The 19,108-nt window shown below is 66.5% G+C and carries 18 protein-coding genes; 13 read left to right on the top strand and 5 right to left on the bottom strand.

Annotation, left to right across the window (positions count from 1 at the left end; translation table 11 throughout):
* The first annotated feature begins 50 nt into the window (after positions 1 to 50).
* Complete coding sequence (locus ACZK2R_RS10170; protein WP_125895714.1) at positions 51 to 578, top strand: hypothetical protein; 528 nt, start codon at positions 51 to 53, stop codon at positions 576 to 578.
* A gap of 117 nt (positions 579 to 695) precedes the next feature.
* On the opposite strand, the gene ACZK2R_RS10165 is transcribed toward ACZK2R_RS10170, so the two are convergent.
* On the bottom strand, positions 696 to 3,455 hold the full coding sequence (locus ACZK2R_RS10165; RefSeq protein WP_125895715.1) for a bifunctional diguanylate cyclase/phosphodiesterase: 2,760 nt from the start codon (positions 3,453 to 3,455) through the stop codon (positions 696 to 698).
* 131 nt (positions 3,456 to 3,586) lie between these two features.
* Here ACZK2R_RS10165 and ACZK2R_RS10160 point away from each other — a divergent pair, with 131 nt between their 5' ends.
* Together ACZK2R_RS10160 and ACZK2R_RS10155 are read left to right on the top strand one after the other, a co-directional pair.
* Positions 3,587 to 5,689 carry a sensor histidine kinase gene (locus tag ACZK2R_RS10160; RefSeq protein ID WP_180838540.1) on the top strand — a complete coding sequence of 701 codons (2,103 nt, stop codon included), beginning with the start codon at positions 3,587 to 3,589 and terminating at the stop codon, positions 5,687 to 5,689.
* A gap of 4 nt (positions 5,690 to 5,693) precedes the next feature.
* On the top strand, positions 5,694 to 7,466 hold the full coding sequence (locus ACZK2R_RS10155) for an EAL domain-containing protein (protein ID WP_032127372.1): 1,773 nt from the start codon (positions 5,694 to 5,696) through the stop codon (positions 7,464 to 7,466).
* Positions 7,467 to 7,665: 199 nt separating this feature from the next.
* Here the strand turns inward: ACZK2R_RS10155 and ACZK2R_RS10150 are convergent, their stop codons facing one another.
* The 4 genes from ACZK2R_RS10150 to flgA all read right to left on the bottom strand — a co-directional run bounded on the left by ACZK2R_RS10150 (position 7,666) and on the right by flgA (position 10,350).
* Positions 7,666 to 8,886 carry an ATP-binding protein gene (locus ACZK2R_RS10150; protein WP_019337422.1) on the bottom strand — a complete coding sequence of 407 codons (1,221 nt, stop codon included), beginning with the start codon at positions 8,884 to 8,886 and terminating at the stop codon, positions 7,666 to 7,668.
* Positions 8,887 to 8,977: 91 nt separating this feature from the next.
* Complete coding sequence (locus ACZK2R_RS10145; RefSeq protein ID WP_049399388.1) at positions 8,978 to 9,316, bottom strand: flagella protein; 339 nt, start codon at positions 9,314 to 9,316, stop codon at positions 8,978 to 8,980.
* Positions 9,313 to 9,618: a flagellar biosynthesis anti-sigma factor FlgM gene (flgM, locus tag ACZK2R_RS10140; RefSeq protein ID WP_049421929.1), complete on the bottom strand. Its 306-nt coding sequence runs from the start codon at positions 9,616 to 9,618 to the stop codon at positions 9,313 to 9,315. Before flgM ends, ACZK2R_RS10145 begins: the two co-directional genes overlap by 4 nt.
* 75 nt (positions 9,619 to 9,693) lie before the next feature.
* Positions 9,694 to 10,350 carry a flagellar basal body P-ring formation chaperone FlgA gene (gene flgA / locus ACZK2R_RS10135; protein WP_049399390.1) on the bottom strand — a complete coding sequence of 219 codons (657 nt, stop codon included), beginning with the start codon at positions 10,348 to 10,350 and terminating at the stop codon, positions 9,694 to 9,696.
* Between the two features lie 177 nt (positions 10,351 to 10,527).
* Between flgA and ACZK2R_RS10130 the strand changes: the two genes are divergently transcribed.
* From ACZK2R_RS10130 to flgJ, 10 genes are all read left to right on the top strand, one after another.
* Entirely contained in the window at positions 10,528 to 11,472 is a 945-nt protein-coding gene (locus ACZK2R_RS10130) for a chemotaxis protein (RefSeq protein WP_032127374.1), read from the top strand.
* A 137-nt stretch (positions 11,473 to 11,609) separates the two neighbouring features.
* The gene (flgB, locus tag ACZK2R_RS10125; protein ID WP_005409576.1) at positions 11,610 to 12,005 is read left to right on the top strand and encodes a flagellar basal body rod protein FlgB; all 396 of its coding nucleotides are present in this window, start codon (positions 11,610 to 11,612) and stop codon (positions 12,003 to 12,005) included.
* Between the two features lie 3 nt (positions 12,006 to 12,008).
* Positions 12,009 to 12,416 (top strand): flagellar basal body rod protein FlgC, encoded by a 408-nt coding sequence (gene flgC, locus ACZK2R_RS10120; protein ID WP_010485892.1) that lies wholly within the window; start codon positions 12,009 to 12,011, stop codon positions 12,414 to 12,416.
* A gap of 23 nt (positions 12,417 to 12,439) precedes the next feature.
* Positions 12,440 to 13,123, top strand: coding sequence for a flagellar hook assembly protein FlgD (locus ACZK2R_RS10115; RefSeq protein WP_049421924.1), 684 nt, complete (start codon positions 12,440 to 12,442; stop codon positions 13,121 to 13,123).
* Between the two features lie 32 nt (positions 13,124 to 13,155).
* Positions 13,156 to 14,379 carry a flagellar hook protein FlgE gene (flgE, locus tag ACZK2R_RS10110; RefSeq protein WP_107431886.1) on the top strand — a complete coding sequence of 408 codons (1,224 nt, stop codon included), beginning with the start codon at positions 13,156 to 13,158 and terminating at the stop codon, positions 14,377 to 14,379.
* A 32-nt stretch (positions 14,380 to 14,411) separates the two neighbouring features.
* On the top strand, positions 14,412 to 15,161 hold the full coding sequence (locus tag ACZK2R_RS10105) for a flagellar basal body rod protein FlgF (protein WP_032127377.1): 750 nt from the start codon (positions 14,412 to 14,414) through the stop codon (positions 15,159 to 15,161).
* Positions 15,162 to 15,263: 102 nt separating this feature from the next.
* Positions 15,264 to 16,049: a flagellar basal-body rod protein FlgG gene (flgG, locus tag ACZK2R_RS10100; RefSeq protein ID WP_005409571.1), complete on the top strand. Its 786-nt coding sequence runs from the start codon at positions 15,264 to 15,266 to the stop codon at positions 16,047 to 16,049.
* A gap of 22 nt (positions 16,050 to 16,071) precedes the next feature.
* A complete protein-coding gene (flgH, locus tag ACZK2R_RS10095) occupies positions 16,072 to 16,764 on the top strand; it encodes a flagellar basal body L-ring protein FlgH (RefSeq protein ID WP_010485899.1) in 693 nt (230 codons plus the stop codon).
* 2 nt (positions 16,765 to 16,766) lie between these two features.
* Complete coding sequence (locus tag ACZK2R_RS10090) at positions 16,767 to 17,903, top strand: flagellar basal body P-ring protein FlgI (RefSeq protein ID WP_049421917.1); 1,137 nt, start codon at positions 16,767 to 16,769, stop codon at positions 17,901 to 17,903.
* Between the two features lies 1 nt (position 17,904).
* Positions 17,905 to 19,104, top strand: coding sequence for a flagellar assembly peptidoglycan hydrolase FlgJ (flgJ, locus tag ACZK2R_RS10085; RefSeq protein WP_125895723.1), 1,200 nt, complete (start codon positions 17,905 to 17,907; stop codon positions 19,102 to 19,104).
* Positions 19,105 to 19,108: the final 4 nt, after the last annotated feature.

Genomic DNA, 19,108 nt, shown 5'->3' with positions numbered 1-19,108 from the left:
GTGGCGAAATCGCTATGGCATGATGCGCAGGTCCCGTTCATGGAAGACCGATGGCCATCGCCCTGATCGCCGCGCTGTTGATCGAAGTCCTGCTGCTTGTGCTGTGGGCGCCGTTCTTCTTCCGCACCGGCATCGTCCTGTTCAATCAACGCATTGCCGCTACGCCGGCAGAGCTGGCGCAGCTTTCGCTGGCCGGGTTGGAGCATGATCTGCCGGCCGATACCTGGCTTCGCCTGGTGTTCCGCGCGCTGCCGGACGGCAGTGTCGCCTTTCGCGAGAGCTTCGCGCCGAGCTTTGGCGGTCGCTACTTTCCGCTGATGCGCGGGCGGGTGATGATCGACGCGCAACGCAGGGAGGTGCGGGTGGTCGGGCGGTGCAGCTGGTTCGCGCTGGGCCTGACACTGATGCTGGTGCCGATCATCCTGGTCCGCCCGGCTGCGTCGCCGATGCTGGTGGCCCTGCTGCTGTTCTACATGGGCTATTTCATCCAGCGCCGACGCTATGCACATGTGGTGGAAGCAGTGCGCGCACGGCTTCGCTCCGAATTTCCGCAGCGAATGGTTGCCGCATCGCAGTAGATCCACGCCATGCGTGGATGATCGCGAGCACCGGCATTCGTGTCGACCAAGGTCGACACCTACCAGAGCGGTGCGTCGGCGTGCGGCGATCCCGCCGGGCAAGGCCCGGCGCTACCCTCAGCGTGCCAGCACGACCTCGCTGGCAGCGTCGGTGCGCCCGGGCGCGGCGTGCTGCTGGCGCAGCCACTGCGCCAGGTCGCGCGGGCTGAGCGGGCGCGAGTACAGGTAGCCCTGGATCTCGTCGCAGCCCTGGCGACGCAGCATGTCTTCTTCCTGGTGCGTTTCCACGCCCTCGGCCACCACCTTCATGCCCAGCGCGTGACCCAGGTGCACGATGGCCTGGGTCACTTCGGCCGTGCCCGAGTCATGCAGCATGCCCTGCACGAAACTGCGGTCGATCTTCAGGCGCCCCACCGGGAAACGGTTGAGGTAGTTCAGATTGGAGAAGCCGGTACCAAAGTCATCCACCGCCAGTGGCACACCATGCCGTTCCAGCACGTCGAAGCAGTGGCGCAGGATGTCGGTGTCACGGATCAGGGCCGACTCGGTCAGCTCCAGTTCCAGCCTCTGCGGCGGCCAGCCATGGGCATGGCAGATCTCGATCACGCGTTCAGCGAAACCGCGGTCGCGCAGCTGCACCGCCGACACATTGACCGCGATGCGGTCGAAACACAGGCCGGCCCGGTCCCAGGCGATCGCCTGGCGGCAGGCTTCGTTCAGCACCCAGTCGCCGATGCGCACGATCTCGCCGCACTTCTCTGCAATCGGAATGAACTCGGCCGGGCTGCAGTAGCCGATGCCGGGCCGATGCCAGCGCAGCAGTGCCTCGATCGCCGGTGGCTCGCCCTGATGCGCATGCAGCAGCGGCTGGTAAGCCAGGCTGAACTCTTCGCGTTCGATCGCCCCGTGCAGGGCATGCTCCAACTCGAGCTTGCGCTGGATGCGGGCCAATGCGTCCTGGCTGTAGTACTGGTACGTGTTGCGCCCCGCTTCCTTGGCCGCGTACATCGCGGCGTCGGCGGCACGCAGCAATGAATCGAAATCGGTCTGTGCATCGCCCAGCATCGCGATGCCGACGCTGGCGCCGACCTTCAACGTGGTCTCGCCACGACGCAGCGGCTCGGCCAGCGAAGCGATCAGCTTGCGCGCGACGTGGCCGGCGTCTTCCGGCTCGGCCAGGTCGCGCAGTACCACGATGAATTCATCACCACTGAAGCGACCGAACAGGTCGTTGTTGCGCAGGTTCTGGTGCAGGCGCGTCGCAGCGGCCTTCAGCAGTGCATCACCGGTGGCGTGGCCGAAGCTGTCGTTGATGGTCTTGAAGCCATCCAGGTCGATGAACAGCATCGCCAGCGATGTGCCACGGTCACGTGCTTCCTCGATGGCCTCTGCCGTCTGCTCGCCGAGCAGCACGCGATTGGGCAGGCCGGTCAGCAGATCGTAGTGGGCCAGCAGTTCGATGCGCTCGTTGGCCTCGCGTTCGCGGGTGATGTCACGGAACAGGACCACGAAGCGTGGCGGCAGGCCATCGCGGCGATCCAGTTCGATCAGCACCTGCACCCACACGCGCAGGCCAGACTGGCGATAGAAGCACAGGTCCAGCTGTTCGGGCAGTCCACCCGCAGCGATCCGGCCCAGCGCCGCCTCGAAGGCATTGCGCGAATCCTCGGTATACAGCGCCAGCGCCTGATCGAGAGTGATCGGCTCCTTGCGCAGGCCGTGGATGCGGTAGCACTCCTCGGTCCACTGCATGTGCCGGGTCTGCACCTCGATTTCGCAGCCGCCGATGCGGCCCAGCGCGGAGACGCGGTTGAGCAGCTCGGTACGCCAGCGGATCAGCGCATCGGTCTGGTGCTGCTCGGTGATGTTCTGCACCTGGCCAAGCAGCCGCTTGGGCTGGCCATCCATGTCCAGCAGCGGCTGCATCCACAGCCGCAGGTGCTGCGACGGTTCATGGCCACGGGTCAGTTCCAGCTCGAGGTTGGCGGCCCGGCCGTCGCGCCACAAGCGCCGCCATGCTGCGCGTAGCGCACCACGCGAGCGCGGATGCAGCTGCTTCAGCCAGCGCCGCTGGCCGGGTACGGCGCCCTGCTCCAACGACAGCAGCGAACGCAGCTCCGGCGACCACCAGAAATGACCGCTGTTGGGGTCGAACGACCAGCTGCCCATGCTGGCGATGCGCTGGGCCTCGCTCAGGTGCAGCTGCTGTTCCTGAAGCAGCCCTTCCAGCTGCTTCTGTTGTTCGATATCGGTATGCGTGCCGACCATGCGCAGCGGCTGGCCATCGGCGGTGCGCGCGACCACGCGCCCGCGGTCCAGTACCCAACGCCACTGGCCATCGGCCTGGCGGAAACGGAACTGTACGCTGTACTGCTCGCTCAAGCCACGCAGATGCTCCTCCAGTGCAGCCCGCACCTGTGCGATGTCCTCGCTGTGCACGCGGGCCAGAATCTCGGTAGCGGTTTCATCGCCCAGTGCCGGGGTGCGCACCACACGGTCGCTGGGAATGTCCCAGTCCCATAGGCTGTGCCCGGCGCTGTCCAGCGCCAGCTCCCAGCGCCCACCGCCGCCGAGCGGCACCGGCTCGGGAATGCTCAGCGTGAAGGCCAGCAGGTTGCCGGCGCCATCATGCACGGCGCGCAGGTGGCCGTCGTAGTGCCCGTGCGGGCCACCCGGCAGCGTGCAGGCCACGATGCCGCCATCAGCGGCCATCAGGCGCAGATCTTCCAGCATCGGCGCATACGCAGCCACGGTCGCCGGCAGGCCATGCTCGCGCGCAGCCGGATTGGCCGCCAGCGGGCGGCCCGTGCGGTCGACGATGACCAGCGCCGACGCAAGCGGGTGCTGCAGCAGGCTGGCGATGATCCCTTGGTCCACGCGATCTTGCTCCGGATGACACGCCCGTCAGCGGGGCACGCAGTGGTTAACGGCGCCTGCGGCGGATAATTGAGTGGTCTGGGCGCACCTGCGCGGTAAGATGGCCGGCGCCCCTTTCTTCCGCCCTGTCCATGCCCGCAGAACCGACCGGCAACGCCCCAGTTCCCGACCCGCGGATGGCGCAGGCGCTGAGCCGCGACCGGCGCCGGGTGGTGCTGAGCTACCTGGCGATGGCACTGGCCTGGATGATCTCCACCGACAGTGCAGTGCAGGCACTGGTGCCCGACCCGCAGCAGGCGGCCTTGTGGCAGGGCCTGAAGGGCTCGTTCTTCGCCCTTGCCAGCGCCGGCCTGCTGTATCTGCTGCTGCGCCCGCTGGCCGAGCATGTGCTGCACACCCATGCACGCCAGCAGGCCTCCGAGCTGCGCCTGCGGCAGATGTTCGAAGGCAACCCCGGCCCGATCCTGGTCTACGACCTGGACACACTGGCAATCCTCGATGCCAATCCGGCGGCCTGTACGGCCTTTGGCTGGGACCGTGACGAACTGCTGGAGCAGACCATCGATTCGCTGTGGCCGCCAGGCCAGGACCTGGCGCTGCAGACCAAGCTGGAAGCGATCCGCGAGGCACCGGAGGAACTGTGCATCCTGCGTACCCAACTGCAGCTGCGCGACGGCTCCCTGCGCCAGATGGAACTTCGCTCCAATGCCATCAGCTATGACGGCCACAACGCCCGCCTGCTGATTGCCATCGACCGCACCGCTGAAGACCTGGCCCAGCTGCGCCGTGACCAGGCGCTGGCGCGGGTCGAAGAAGCCCACGAGCTGGCGCGCATCGGCGCCTGGGAACTGGACCCCTCCACGGGACTTGGCCGCTATTCGAACCAGGTCTATCGCCTGCTCGGTCGCCGCCCGCCCGAGGCGCGGCGCTGGCATCGCTTCGACGAACTGCTGGTGCCGGCCGACCCGGCCACCGCCACCCAGACCGAACAGCTGCTGGCCGAGCTCTGCTCCGGCGATCCCGTGCAGGTGGACGTGCTGCTGCCGTTGCTGTCGATGGATGGGCGCGCCTTGATGGTGCATCTGCGTGCGGCCAGCGGCATCGACGAGGCCGGCCGCAACCGCGTGCTGGGCACCCTGCAGGACGTGACCGAGCGCGAGCAGTCGCGACGCCTGCTGCGCGAGCGCGAGGAACAGTTCCGCGAGCTGGTACGAGTACTGCCCGACGGCGTGGTCATCCTCTCCGACGAACACGTGCTGTACGCCAACGCCTGGGCCGCCAGCCTGTTCGGCTATGGCAGCCACACCCTGCTGGGCGAACCCCTGTCAGCACTGGTGGACAGCGCCGATCTGGCCCGCGTGCGCAGCCAATTGCGTGCAGGCCAACCACACCTGGGGCCCGGTCACAGCAGCATGGTGGCGATGCAGCGCGCGGATGGCCGCAGCTTCCATGCCGGCCTGGCGGTGGGCGAAGTGCGTTATGGCGGACGCGACTGCAAGCTGCTGATCGTGCGCGACCTGAGCGATTCCGAACGCACCCGCACTGCACTGGAAACCAGCAACCGTGAGCTGCAGGCGATGGCCGGCCGACTGTTCTCGCTGCAGGAAGACGAACGCCGCGCGATCTCGCGCGACCTGCACGACGATATCGGCCAGGCGATCACCGCAATCAAGCTGTCCGCCCATGCTGCGCAGGACGAGCATGATCCACAGCGCCGCGCCGAGGATCTGGCGCAGATCGTCAGCCTGGCCGACACCACCGTGGCCAAGCTGCGCGACATCTCCACGCTGCTGCGCCCGCCGCAGCTGGATGCCCTGGGCCTGGAGGCCGCACTGAGCTGGCAGGCACGGGTGCTGTTCCGTTCCTCGCCGGTGGAACTGCTGGCCGAGATCGAACCGCTGCCACAACGTCCTGACAACAGCATCGAGCAGGCCTGCTTCCGCATCGCGCAGGAGAGCCTGACCAATGCCCTGCGCCATGCCCGCGCCAGCCAGGTCCTGCTGCAGCTGCGCGATGTCGGCCAGCGCGGCCTGCACCTGCAGATCCGTGATGATGGCGAGGGCTTCGACCCGGACGGTCCGCGCGGGCTGGGCCTGATCGTGATGCGTGAGCGTGCGCAGAGCGTCGGTGGCCATGTGCGGATCGAATCCGCACACGGCGAAGGCACCCTGATCGACGTACACCTCCCCTACCAGGCGGCCAGCATGGCCGCCGTTGAGTCACCGGACTACTGAGCCTATGTGGAATCCCAACCAGCCCCCGGTCAGCATCGATGATGCGCCTGATCGCCTTGGCGCCGGCAACCCCGAGCTGCAGGCGATGGTCGCCGAGGCGGCCTCGGGCGGCACCGCACTGATGTTGATGCACGTGGACATCGACCACTTCGCCTCGGTCAACGAAAACATGAGCGCCGAGGTGGGTGACCAGGCCCTGGTGCTGGTGGCGCAGCGGTTGCAGTCCTACCTGCGTGGTCGCGGCAAGCTGTGGCGCCACGGCAGCGATGAGTTCCTGATCGCAGTGCCACGCACTGCCGACGTGCCATTGCCGGAGGACTTCGCCGAGGAGATCCGCCAGCAGATGGAGCTGCCGCTGTCGGTGCTGCCGTACACCTTGTTCATGACCGGCAAGCTGGGCGTCAGCCTGTGCCCGGACCATGCCAGCAGCACCTCGCGCCTGCTCGATCACGCCGAGGATGCGCTGTACCAGGCGGCCCGCGAAGGCGGCAACGCGGTGCGCATCCACGCCGTGGATACGCCACCGAGCGCGCACAGCGAGAGCATCATCGCCCGCCAGATCGTGGACGCCATTCCCAACGGCGAACTGAAACTGCGTTACCAGCCGCTGGTCAGCGCCCGCGATGGCCACGTGGTCGGCATGGAAGCGCTGCTGCGCTGGCAGTCGCCGACGCTGGGCATGCTGGTGCCGGAGCGCTTCATGCGCACCGCCGAGCGGCTGGGCATCATCGTGCAGATCGGCACCTGGGTGCTGGAAGGCGCACTGAAGCAGGCACGCCTGTGGCGCGACCAGGGCTTCGACGACTTCACCATCGCGGTGAATGTCTCCACCCTGCAGCTGCTGCGGCCCAACTTCTTCGCTGAAGTCATGGGCCTGATCCAGGCCGCGGGCGTGCCGGCACAGATGCTGACGCTGGAGATCAACGAAAGCGCGCTGACCAACAACGTCAACTTCGTGCACGAGACGCTGGCCAATCTGCGCAACGAAGGCATCAGCCTGAGCCTGGACAATTTCGGCACCGGTGATTCCAGCCTGAGTGCACTGGTCCGCTACCCGGTGGACAAGCTCAAGATCGACCGCAGCTTCATCAAGAGCGCGCCGGCCGGCAACCGTGAGGCAGCCATTGCCCGCGCGATCATCGCCATGGGCCACCAGCTGGGCATGACCGTGATCGCCAACGGCGTGGAATCGCAGGCCCAGCTGGGCTTCCTGCGCCGCAACGACTGCGATGTGTTCCAGGGCTATCTGTTCGGCGAACCGATGTCGGCCGATGCCGCCGGCATGACCCTGCGCCGCCGCTACCTGCGTCCGGAAGCCTTTGCCGAGACCCGTCCCGACCGCACGCTGCTATTGCTGGACGACGAAGAGAACGTACTGCGCTCGCTGGTGCGTCTGTTCCGTCGCGACGGCTACCGCATCCTGGCCGCCGGCAACGTGCGCGATGCGTTCGACCTGCTGGCAATCAATGACGTGCAGGTGATCCTGTCCGACCAGCGCATGAGCGACATGAGCGGCACCGAGTTCCTGGGCCGGGTGAAGATGCTGTACCCGGACACGATCCGCCTGGTGCTGTCCGGTTACACCGATCTGAACACCGTGACCGACGCGATCAACCGCGGTGCGATCTATCGCTTCCTGACCAAGCCGTGGAACGACGACGAGCTGCGCAAGCACATCCACCAGGCGTTCCGCACCTATGAGGAACAGCGCCGCAGCAACGCCGGTCCGGCGCCGGTGGAAAGCGGAGATGGCGGCGAGGATCGCCCATTGCGGTAACGATCCCCTCTGGTAGCGCCGGCCGCTGGCCGGCTGCTCTGGATGTCGGGTTCAATGAGGTTGCCGGCCAGCGGCCGGCACTACCCGAAGCGCGAAACCAGGTCGGGGACAAGCCCTGGTAGAGCCGGCCGCTGGCCGGCTGCTCTCGATGCCCGGTCCAATGGGATCGCCGGCCAGCGGCCGGCACTACCTGAAGCGGTCAGCGCGGCTGCTTCACCGGCAGCACCACGCGGAAACGTGAACCCACGCCCGGGGTACTGTCCAGGTCGATGCGGCCGTGGTGCTTGTTGATGATGCTGTAGGAGATCGACAGGCCCAGGCCGGTGCCGCTGCCGACCGGCTTGGTGGTGAAGAACGGATCGAAGATGCGCTGGCGCAGTTCCGGCGAGATGCCGCCGCCGGTGTCTTCAAACTCGACCCATACATGATCGCCATCGACGCCGGTACGCACCGTGATCGTGCCGCGCTCGGCGATGGCGTGGCCGGCGTTGAGCAGCAGGTTCATGTAGACCTGGTTCAATTCCGACGGCAGGCACTCCACCAACGGCAACTGGCCGAACTCCCGCACCAGGGTGACCTTGTACTTCAGCTCGTTCCAGATGATGTTGATGGTCGATTCCAGGCCCGCGTGCAGGTCGACCAGCTTCCACGACTCGTCGCGGCCGGAATACGAGAAGTCCTTCAGATCACGCACGATGCGCGTCACCCGCTCGATGCCTTCGCGCGACTCGGCCATCAGCTGCGGCAGGTCGCGGCTGATGAAATCGATGTCCAGGCGGTCACGGATATCGTCGATCTCCGGGATCAGCGCCTTCGGGTCCGGCGCCCGCAATGCGCGTTCGTAGGCTTCGATCACGGTGAACAGGCTGCGCAGGTACTCCTGTAGGCTGCCCAGGTTGGAGTGCACGTAGCCGATCGGGTTGTTGATCTCGTGCGCGACGCCTGCGGCGAGCTGGCCGATCGAGGCCATCTTCTCCGACTGCAGCAGTTTTTCCTGGGTACCGTTGAGGCGCAGGTAGGCCTGCCGCAGCTCTGCATGGCGCTGCTGCAGTTCGCGTTCGTAGTCTTCCTGGCCTTCGATGTGGCGGAACAATGCCAGGAAGTGGCCCTGGCCCACCGGGCCGTGGTGATACAGATGGGCGATGACCACGCCCTCGCCCAGCGGCAGGCTGCCGTTCCAGTGACCATGCTGGCGCGCCTGTTCCAGCGCATCGGGCGGCAGCAGTTCACGCAGGCGCTGCGGCGGTGGCAGACCGCCGCCCTCACCACTGGCCAGCAGGTTCTGCGCGGCCGGGTTGGCCAGGGCCACCTGCCCGTCTTCGGTGAACAGCAGCAGCCCTTCGCGCAGGCGCTCAAGCAGCGCCTGCAGCACCGGCTGCGGCGGAAGGGGGGCGGTAACCAGGGCATTGGCAGCGGACACGGCGACTCGGGGCATTCGAACAGGCGCCCAATATACGCGGTCGTGCGGCGAGCTTCAGCCCGCGGGGGGGGGATGTGCGACCGCCGTCGCGTCAGGCGATGGCGAGTGGGCGCCGCGCAGTGACCGTATGCGACTGGCCCTTGGCATCATAGGAGGAGGAGGCCTCGGTACGCCCGAGCTGGCGCAGCGCCCAATCGACCTCGCGGCGCCGGCGCGACAGCAGCACACCATTGGCTCGGTTGCGTTCGGCCAGTTCCTGGAGGTGATCCCCCTCACCAAGCGGCGGCGTGCCTTCCAGTGCACGCAGCGCCTCCAGCTTGGCACCGGTCGCCCGGATCAGCGCGTGTACGTCATGATCGACCAGCGCCTGACGTTCAACGTCAAGCGCCTGGGCCAGCCGCTGCAGTTGTTCGCTCATCGGCGCGGTCATCCGTGCAGCTGCTGATCCAGCTCAAGCATGCGCGATGCGATCGCGTCCGGATTGATCTTGTAGGTGCCGTTCTGCAGCGACTCGCGCACTGCGGCCACACGCTGGGCGTCGATTGCCGGGGCGGTGGTCAGCTCACGCTCGATGGCCTGCAGATTGGTGGCCTCGCCGGTCAGGCGCAGGCTGTCGGCCGCTTCGACCGGGCGCGTCGCCGCATCGGTGCTGACGCCGGGCTTGTTGGCCGGGGTCGTCACGCTGCGCAGTGCCTGGGGGACCTGCAGGTTGCCGTCGATTTTCTGGCTCATGGGGTGTCCTGGAGTTGCCGTTCACAAGGGATAACGGCCGCAGGGCCGTGATCTTTAGGGATATTTTGCGGTAAATCAACGCGCCACGATTACGTCACCGGCGGCATCGACCGTGCCCTGCACGATCCGCCGCGAGGACAGGTTCTCCACCGAGACCCGTTCGTTTTCACCGGCATCGCCCATCGCACGGCCTGCAATACGGACCTCGACCGAGCCGCGACGCGAAACCAGGGCCACATTGTCTCCTCGCCTGATGAGACGCTGCACCACCAGATCGTTGTTCGACAGCAGGGCTCCGGCCTGCAACGGACGGCGGGCGATGCGGCCGATCGCCGCATTCGGATCGGCCAGCACCGCACCGGCAATCCGGGCGGCATCACGCTGGGCAGTGGTGATATCGGCGGCGGTGAGGGTTTCTCCAGTACCGATTCCGCGGTTGAGCACCAGCACGGTCTGGTTGCGCCGCACCTTTACTGGCACGAACAGGCGCCAGCCGCCGGCATCGGGGCAGCTGACTTCAACCGTGGTGTTGGCGGTGGGCTGCACCTGCAGCGCGCCACCACACCTGGGCAAGCGCAGCGCATCGGCCACCTGGGCCTCGCCCTCGCTGCCTGCCGGCAGCGTCGACAACGCGGCGGTGCGGATACTGGCCACCGGCTGCCAGTCGGCGGCAACCGCCCACGGCGAGGCCAGGGCCAGCGCGATGGCGAAGAGCGATGTGACCCGGCGCATGGCGCCTCCTGTCGAAGGGATCTGGCCCTGGTGCGTGCAAGGGGTGTGCCAGATCGACGGAGCGGCTTCTGTAGAGTCGAGCCATGCTCGACTGGCCGTCCGGAGCAGAGCAGTCGAGCATGGCTCGACTCTACAAAAGCGCTCAAGTTCGGCGCCTACCACGCCGATACAGCAGCCATGTCCCATGACCTGCTCAACCGGATCGACCAGCGGACCCGACTGGCCGGCCACAATCGCCTGGCGCTGCTGCTGTTCCGCCTCGGCGGACGTCAGCTTTTTGGCGTCAATGTCTTCAAGGTGCAGGAAGTCCTGCGCCGCCCGGAGCTGTTCCAGGTACCCGGACTGCCCAGCCAGTTCGCCGGCGTGGCCGACGTCCGTGGCCGCTCGGTGCCGGTGCTGGACCTGGGCCTGGCCATCGGCCACCCCGAGCGTGAGCCCGATGCGGACACCTCGCCCGGCTACCTGGTCGTCACCGAGTTCAACCGCTCGATCCAGGGCTTCCTGGTCAGCGGCGTGGAGCGCATCGTCAACATCGCGGTGGAAGACATCCACCCGCCACCGGAACTGGGCGCCGAATCGAGCTATCTGACGGCGGTGACCCGCTTCCAGGGCGAGTTGATCCAGGTGATCGACGTTGAAAGCGTGCTGGCCGATATCGCCCAGGTACGCGGTGAAGCAGTACTCGACCCGGCGATGGCAATGCCCGCCGACGGCCCGCAGCTGCAGGTGCTGGTGGTGGACGACTCTCGTGTAGCCCGCCAACAGATCCGCAGCGTGCTGGACCAGCTTGGGGTGGGCGCCACCCTGCTTTCCGACGGCAAGCAGGCGCTGGACCACCTGCTGCAGATCCAGGCCTCGGGCGAGAACCCCGCCGAGCGCTACGCCATGGTCATCTCGGACATCGAAATGCCGGCCATGGACGGCTATACGCTGACGACGGAAATCCGGCGCCATCCGGGCCTGGCCGGCCTTTACGTCCTGCTGCATACCTCGCTGTCGGGCGTATTCAACAATGCGATGGTCGAGCGCGTCGGCGCCAACGCCTTCGTCGCCAAGTACTCGCCGCACGAACTGGCCGACTTCGTGCTGGACCGCCTGCGCAAGGTCGCGATGGCGGCCTGAGGCCTCTGATCCGGTAGTGCCGGCCGCTGGCCGGCAACCGCGGACAATCCGGGAAGCCGGCCAGCGGCCGGCACTACCCTCTCGAATTTGGCACACCCCTTGCAGCTTCCCGGGCAACGTTCCTGTGGGAGTGCACCGTGCGCAACCTGATTACCGACTACCTGGGCGTCCACGCCCAGGCCATGCCGTTGCGCGAACAGCGGATGAAGCTGATCGCCAGCAACCTCGGCAATGCCGACACTCCCGGCTACAAGGCCCAGGACCTGGACTTCGATGCCGCCCTGCGCCACGCCCAGGGGCAGGATGCCAATGGCCTGATGGCCACCACCCACGAGCAGCACTACGAGATCAGTAGTGGCCTGAACCCGTTCCAGATCGCGCGCGAAGGCGTGCAACCCAGCCTGGACGGCAACACCGTCGATCCCGATGCCGAGCGTGCCGCCTATGGCCGCGCCGCACTCGAATACCGCGCCTCGCTCAGCTTCGTCGAGAGCAAGGTGCGTTCCATGCTGACCGCGATCACGGGGCAATAAGCCATGAGCAACCTGCCGATCTTCGATATCGCCGGCTCCGCGCTGCAGGCGCAGTCGGTGCGCATGAGCACCATCGCCTCCAACCTCTCCAACGCCGACACCGTCGCCGGTTCCGCCGATGCCGTGTACAAGCCGCTGGAACCGATCTTCCAGGCAGTGACCAGCAAGAACGATCCGAACATCACGTCGGTGAAGGTCAAGGAGATCACCCAGAGCGAAGCCGCGCCGATCAAGCGCTATGAACCGGGCCACCCGCTGGCCGACGGCGATGGCTACATCTACCAGCCCGATGTCGATCCGGTGGCGCAGATGGTCAACCTGATCTCGACTTCGCGCAATTACCAGGCTGGCGTGGAGATGCTGACCACCGCCAAGGAACTGGCCCTGGCCACCTTGACCATGGGCCGCTGAGGCCCGCAGCACCGGATACCACCATGACCACCGCCGTCAACAACCAGACCAACCAGGACGTCTACGCCGCGCTCGGCCTGAACGCCCCGAACAGCAACGCCACCAAGAAGAAGAACACGCTGGACCAGGCCGATTTCCTGCGCCTGATGACCGAGCAGCTGCAGCACCAGGATCCGCTGAAGCCGATGGACAACACGCAGATGGTTGCGCAGATGGCGCAGATGTCCACCGTGCAGGGCATCACCGATCTGAACAAGACGGTGAAGGGTTTCCAGGAATCGATGGCCAGCGACCAGGTGCTGCGCGGTGCCGCTCTGGTTGGCCACCAGGTACTGGTGCCGTCGGAAAAGCTGGTACTGGAAAAGGAAGGCAGCGTCGAAGGCACGGTGGCTGCGCCCTCGGCCGGCATCGTGACCGTCGACATCACCGATGCCAACGGCACCAAGGTCACCTCGCTGAGCGTAGAAGCCAAGGCCGCTGGCGAAACCGCGTTTCAGTGGGACGGCAAGGACGCCAACGGCAAGCGCATGGAACCGGGCAAGTACTCCATCGTCGCCAACCACGTCGACACCGCCGGCAAGAGCACCAAGCTGTCCACCTTCGTGCAGGCCCCGGTGGAGAGCGTGACCGTCGGCTCCGACGGCCTGTACCTGAATCTCAAGGGCCTGGGCACGGCCCCGATCGACTACGTGCTCCGCGTCAGCTGAGCCGCACATTCCGCATCTACCAGGAGCATCCCATGGGCTTCAACGTCTCCCTGTCCGGCATCAATGCCGCCAATACCGACCTGAGCGTCACCGCCAACAACGTCGCCAACGTCAATACCGCCGGCTTCAAGCAATCACGCGCCGAGTTCGCTGACCTGTTCGCCTCCACCAGCTACGGCCTGTCGAAGAACCAGACCGGCTCGGGCGTGCGTGTTTCCAACGTGGCCCAACAATTCATCCAGGGCCACAACGAGCAGACCGGCCGCAGCCTGGACATGGCGATCTCCGGTGAGGGCTTCTTCACAATGAACATGAACGGCTCGCGCGTGTACTCGCGTGCCGGCAACTTCCAGACCGATTCCGCCGGCTATGTGATCAACCCGCAGGGCGCGCGCCTGCAGGTGTTCGCGCCGAACGCCGATGGCACCAACTTCGATGCCGGCCGCCTGGTGGACCTGCAGCTGCTGACTACCGACAGCGCGCCGAAGCAGACCAGCGAAGTGAAGGTCGGTTTCACCCTGCCCGCCAACGCCAAGCAACCGACGGTCACCAATTTCGATCCGACCGACTCCAACAGCTACAACCACTCCAGCGGCGGCATCACCGTGTACGACTCGCTGGGCGTGAGCCACATCCAGGTCTCGTACTTCGTGAAAGGCGCCAACCCCAACGAGTGGACCGTGCGCAACTACGTGGATGGCCAGCCGGCCGGCGCACCGACCCCGGTGACGTTCGACAACAGCGGCAAGCTGACCAATCCTGCCAACGGCAAGGTCAGCCTCGGTACTTTCACCCCGACCACCGGCGCGGGCCAGCTGAACATGACGCTGGATATCAGCGGCTCGACCCAGTACGGCGAGAAGTTCGCGCTGCGCAACACCCAGCAGGACGGCTACGCCGCCGGCAAGCTCAACGAGATCACCGTGTCGGAAACCGGCGTGGTCTATGCCCGCTACTCCAACGGCGACGACAAGCCCCTCGGCCAGGTCGCACTGACCACGTTCAACAACACGCAGGGTCTGGAGCAGAAGGGCAACAACCTGTGGGTGGAGACGTTCGAGTCGGGCACGCCGCGCACCGGCATGCCGGACACCTCCAACCTCGGCAAGATCCAGGCCGGTTCGCTGGAAGCGTCCACCGTCGACCTCACCGAGCAGCTGGTCAACATGATCACCGCGCAGCGCAACTTCCAGGCCAACGCGCAGATGATCACCACCCAGGACCAGATCACCCAGACCGTCATCAACATCCGTTGATGACGCGCTGACCCTGTCACGGAACTCCCCGCATGGATAAAGCCCTTTACGTGGCGATGACCGGTGCCCGCGCCTCCCTGCAGGCGCAGGGCACGCTCAGCCACAACCTCGCCAACTCCGATACCCCCGGCTTCAAGGAAGCGCTGGCCAACACCGAAGCCTTCCCGATCCGTGGCCCGGGCTTTGCCTCGCGGGTGGATGCGCTGCATGTCGATGCCGGGTTCAACCGCACGCCCGGTTCGCAGCACATCACCGGCAAGCCGCTGGACCTGTCCCTGCAGACCGGCACCTGGCTGGCCGTGCAGTCCAGTGACGGCAGCGAGGCGTACACGCGCGGCGCGGCGTTGTCGGTGACGCCGAACGGCCAGCTGGTGACCTCCAGCGGCCGTCCGGTACTGGATGACAACAACAACCCGATCGCCATTCCGCCCTACCAGGCGATGGAGATCGGTGCCGACGGCACGCTCTCGATCATCCCGCAGGGCGAAGGTCCGCAGACCATGGCGCAGATCGGTCGCATCAAAGTGGTGCAGGCACCGGATGAACGCCTGGAGCGTGGCCTGGACGGCCTGTTCCGCAACACCGACCCACTGCAGCCGTTCGCACCGGCACAGGGCACGGCCGTGCACAGCGGCCAGCTGGAAGGCAGCAACGTGGATGCCGCTGGCGCGCTGGTGCAGATGATCCAGCTGCAGCGCCAGTACGAAATGCAGGTGCAGGTGATCAAGCACGGCGACGAAAACGCGCGCAGCGCCAACAGCATGCTGCGCCTGGGCAGCTGACGGAATTCCGGCGCCGGTTGATGCCAGCGCTGGCACACCGCTTGCACACCCGATACCAAGGGCCGCACCACGCGGCCGGCTTCACCAGACAGGACATCGAAGATGAACCAGGCATTGTGGATCGCGAAAACCGGACTGGATGCGCAGCAAATGCGCATGTCGGTGGTTTCCAACAACCTCGCCAACACCAACACCACCGGCTTCAAGCAGGACCGTGCCAGTTTTGAAGACCTGCTGTACCAGCAGGTGCGCCAGCCCGGCGGCTCCTCCTCGGCACAGACGCAGCTGCCAACCGGCCTGCAACTGGGTACCGGCGTGCGCGTGGTCGCCACCGCCAAGAATTTTGAACAGGGTGGCCAGCAGCAGACCGGCCGCGCCCTCGACGTGATGGTCAATGGCCGCGGCTTCTTCGAGGTTCAGATGCCTGATGGCAGCTCGGCCTACACCCGTGATGGCTCGTTCAAGATCAACCAGGACAGCGAGCTGGTCACCAACAGCGGCTACCCGGTGCAGCCAGGCATCCAGATTCCCGAAGGCGCGCAGTCGGTAACCATCGGTACCGACGGCACCATCAGCGTGAAGATGGCCGACGGCGCCGCCTCGGTGGAAGTCGGCGCGCTGACCCTGACCGACTTCGTCAATCCGGCCGGCCTGCAGGCCCGTGGCGAGAATCTGTTCCTCGAGACCACTGCGTCCGGTCCGGCACAGAACGGCAACCCCGGCCTCAACGGCCTCGGCACCGTGGTGCAGGGCGCGCTGGAAGGCAGCAACGTCAACGTGGTGGAAGAGCTGGTGTCGATGATCGAAACCCAGCGCGCCTACGAGATGAACGCCAAGGCGATCTCCACCACCGACTCGATGCTCGGTTATCTCAACAACAAGCTCTGACCGGCCAAACCGGGAAACCGCCATGTCGCCCATTTCCAACTTCGCCCGCACTGCCCTCGCCTGCGCCGTGGCCGCCCTGCTCGGTGGCTGCGTGATCGCGGGCGACGTGCGCCCCTACCCGACGATGGCACCGATCCAGCCGATCATGCCGCCGCAGGCACAGCCGACCGCCGGCGCGATCTACGCTGCCGGCCCGACCCTGCAGCTGTATTCGGACCGGCGCGCGCGCGATGTTGGCGACCTGTTGACCATCACCCTGCTGGAAAACACCACCGCGCAGACCAGTGCCAACACGGCCACCAACAAGGAATCGAACCTGAGCCTGGGTACGCCGTCCATTCTCGGTGCTCCGGTCACCCTCGGCGGCAAGGACATCCTGAGTGCCACAGCCAAGGGCGCGCGTGACTTCACCGGCAAGGGCAACAGCGCGCAGAGCAACCGCCTGCAGGGCAGCGTCACCGTCACCGTAGTCCAACGCCTGCCCAACGGCAACCTGGTGGTGCAGGGGCAGAAGAACCTGCGGCTCAACCAGGGCGATGAACTGGTGCAGGTGCAGGGCATCGTGCGCCCGGGCGACATCAGCCAGGACAACACCATTCCGTCCAGCCGCGTGGCCGAGGCCCGCATCGTCTACGGCGGCCGCGGTCCCGTCGCGCAGTCCAACGCGATGGGCTGGCTGAGCCGCTTCTTCAACTCCGGCCTGACGCCGTTCTGAGTATGGCCATGAAACTCTTCTCCTCTTCTTCCTGGCAGCGACGCATGGCGTCGTTCGTCGCGCTGATGCTGCTGGTCGTGGCTGCCCCTGCCAGCGCCGAGCGCATCAAGGACCTGGCCCAGGTCGGCGGCGTGCGCGGCAATGCGCTGGTGGGTTATGGCCTGGTGGTCGGCCTGGATGGCAGCGGCGACCGCACCAGCCAGGCACCCTTCACCGTGCAGAGCCTGAAGAACCTGCTCGGCGAACTGGGCGTCAACGTGCCGCCGAACGTCAACCCGCAGCTGAAGAACGTGGCCGCCGTGGCGATCCACGCCGAACTGCCGCCGTTCGCCAAGCCGGGCCAGCCGATCGACATCACCGTGTCCTCGATCGGCAACGCGGTCTCGCTGCGCGGCGGTTCGCTGCTGATGGCGCCGCTGCGCGGTGCTGACGGCCAGATCTATGCCATCGCCCAGGGCAACCTGATCGTCGGCGGCTTTGGTGCGCAGGGCAAGGATGGTTCCCGTGTCTCGGTGAACGTGCCCAGCGTCGGCCGCATTCCCAACGGTGCCACCGTTGAACGTGCCCTGCCCGATCCGTTGGCCAACGGCGGCGACATCACCCTGAACCTGCACAACAACGACTTCACCACGGTCTCGCGCATGGTTGCCGCGCTCAACAACGCCTTCGGCGAAGGTGCCGCGCGTGCGGTCGACGGCGTGACCGTAGCGGTTACCGCGCCGACCGATCCGGGCGCACGCATCGGCCTGCTGGCGCGAATCGAGAACCTGGAACTGACCCCCGGCAGCGCCCCGGCCAAGGTGGTGGTCAATTCGCGTACCGGCACCGTGGTCATCGGCCAACAGGTGCGCGTGGGACCTGCGGCGATCTCGCATGGTTCGCTGACCGTGACCATCCAGGAAAACACCAACGTCAGCCAGCCCAATGCGCTGTCCGGCGGCCGCACCGTGGCCAGCCCGCAGTCGACCATCACTGCCACCAACGACGGCAGCCGCATGTTCAAGTTCAGCGGCGGCACCACCCTGGACGAGATCGTGCACGCGGTGAACGCCGTGGGCGCAGCACCGGGCGATCTCATCGCGATCCTGGAAGCCCTGAAGCAGGCCGGCGCATTGAGTGCCGAGCTCGAGGTGATCTGATATGCGTATTAATCCCGCATTCGATCTGCACCCGGCGCAACAGAACGATCCGGCCAAGATCGACAAGGTCGCGCGCCAGCTGGAAGGCCAGTTCGCGCAGATGCTGGTCAAGAGCATGCGTGACGCCAGCTTCGGCGATTCGCTGTTCCCCGGCGAAAACAAGATGTTCCGCGAGATGTACGACCAGAAGATTGCCGAGGCGATGACCCGCGGCAAGGGCCTGGGCCTGTCGGGCATGATCAGCCGGCAGCTGTCCGGCCAGGCCGCCGACGGCCCTGCGCTGGATACCCGCGTGGACCCGGCCAAGGCCAGTCGTGCCTACCAGCTCAATGCACCGGCCAAGCCGGCACCGTCGCTACCGCTGGAAGACGGCAGTCAGGCCGTGCGCCTGCTGCAGCAGATGGCCGCCGGTGCACAGCACGGTGCGCAGGCGGCAGTCGCACCGATGGAACAAGCCCTGGACCTGATCGCCGGCCGCGAGAGCAGCAGCATGCACCGCTCGTTGGGCACCGAGGATCCGTACATCGGCAGCCTGCAGGGCGAGGACTGGGCCGCCAACGGCGACCATTGGTCGGCCACCGCCAGCAACCGCGGCACCGCCATCAGCCCGGCCGATGCGATGGCTACCCGCACCGCCGTCGCCCAGCTGGGCGAGCACACCCCGGAAGGCTTCGTTGCCAGCATCTGGCAGCACGCGCAGAGTGCAGCCAAGGAACTGGGCGTGGATGCCCGCGCCCTGGTCGCCCAGGCCGCGCTGGAAACCGGCTGGGGCAAGCGCCACATCAAGCACGCCGATGGCAGCACTTCGCACAACCTGTTCGGCATCAAGGCCAATGGCTGGAACGGCCAGCGCGCCGTAGCCGGCACCCATGAATATGTCGATGGCGTGCGCCGCAACGAGACCGCCAGCTTCCGTGCCTACAGTTCGCCGGCCGAAAGCTTCGCCGACTACGTGCGTCTGCTGAAGACCAGCCCGCGTTACCAGCAGGCCCTGCAGGCCGGCACCGACGTGCAGGGCTTCGCCCGCGGCCTGCAGCGCGCCGGCTATGCCACCGATCCGCGTTACGCGGCCAAGATCGCCGCGATCGCCGGCGGCCCGACCATCGAGCGCGCCGTCAGCGCCGTCGCCGATGCCGGCTCACGCCTTGGCCAGACCTTCGCCAGCACCGCAACCGCGGCGCTGGGTATCACTCGTCGTTGAGGAA

The organism is Stenotrophomonas sp. 96582_Sma, assembly GCF_056480905.1.
This window is presented reverse-complemented; position numbering and strand designations above follow the sequence as displayed.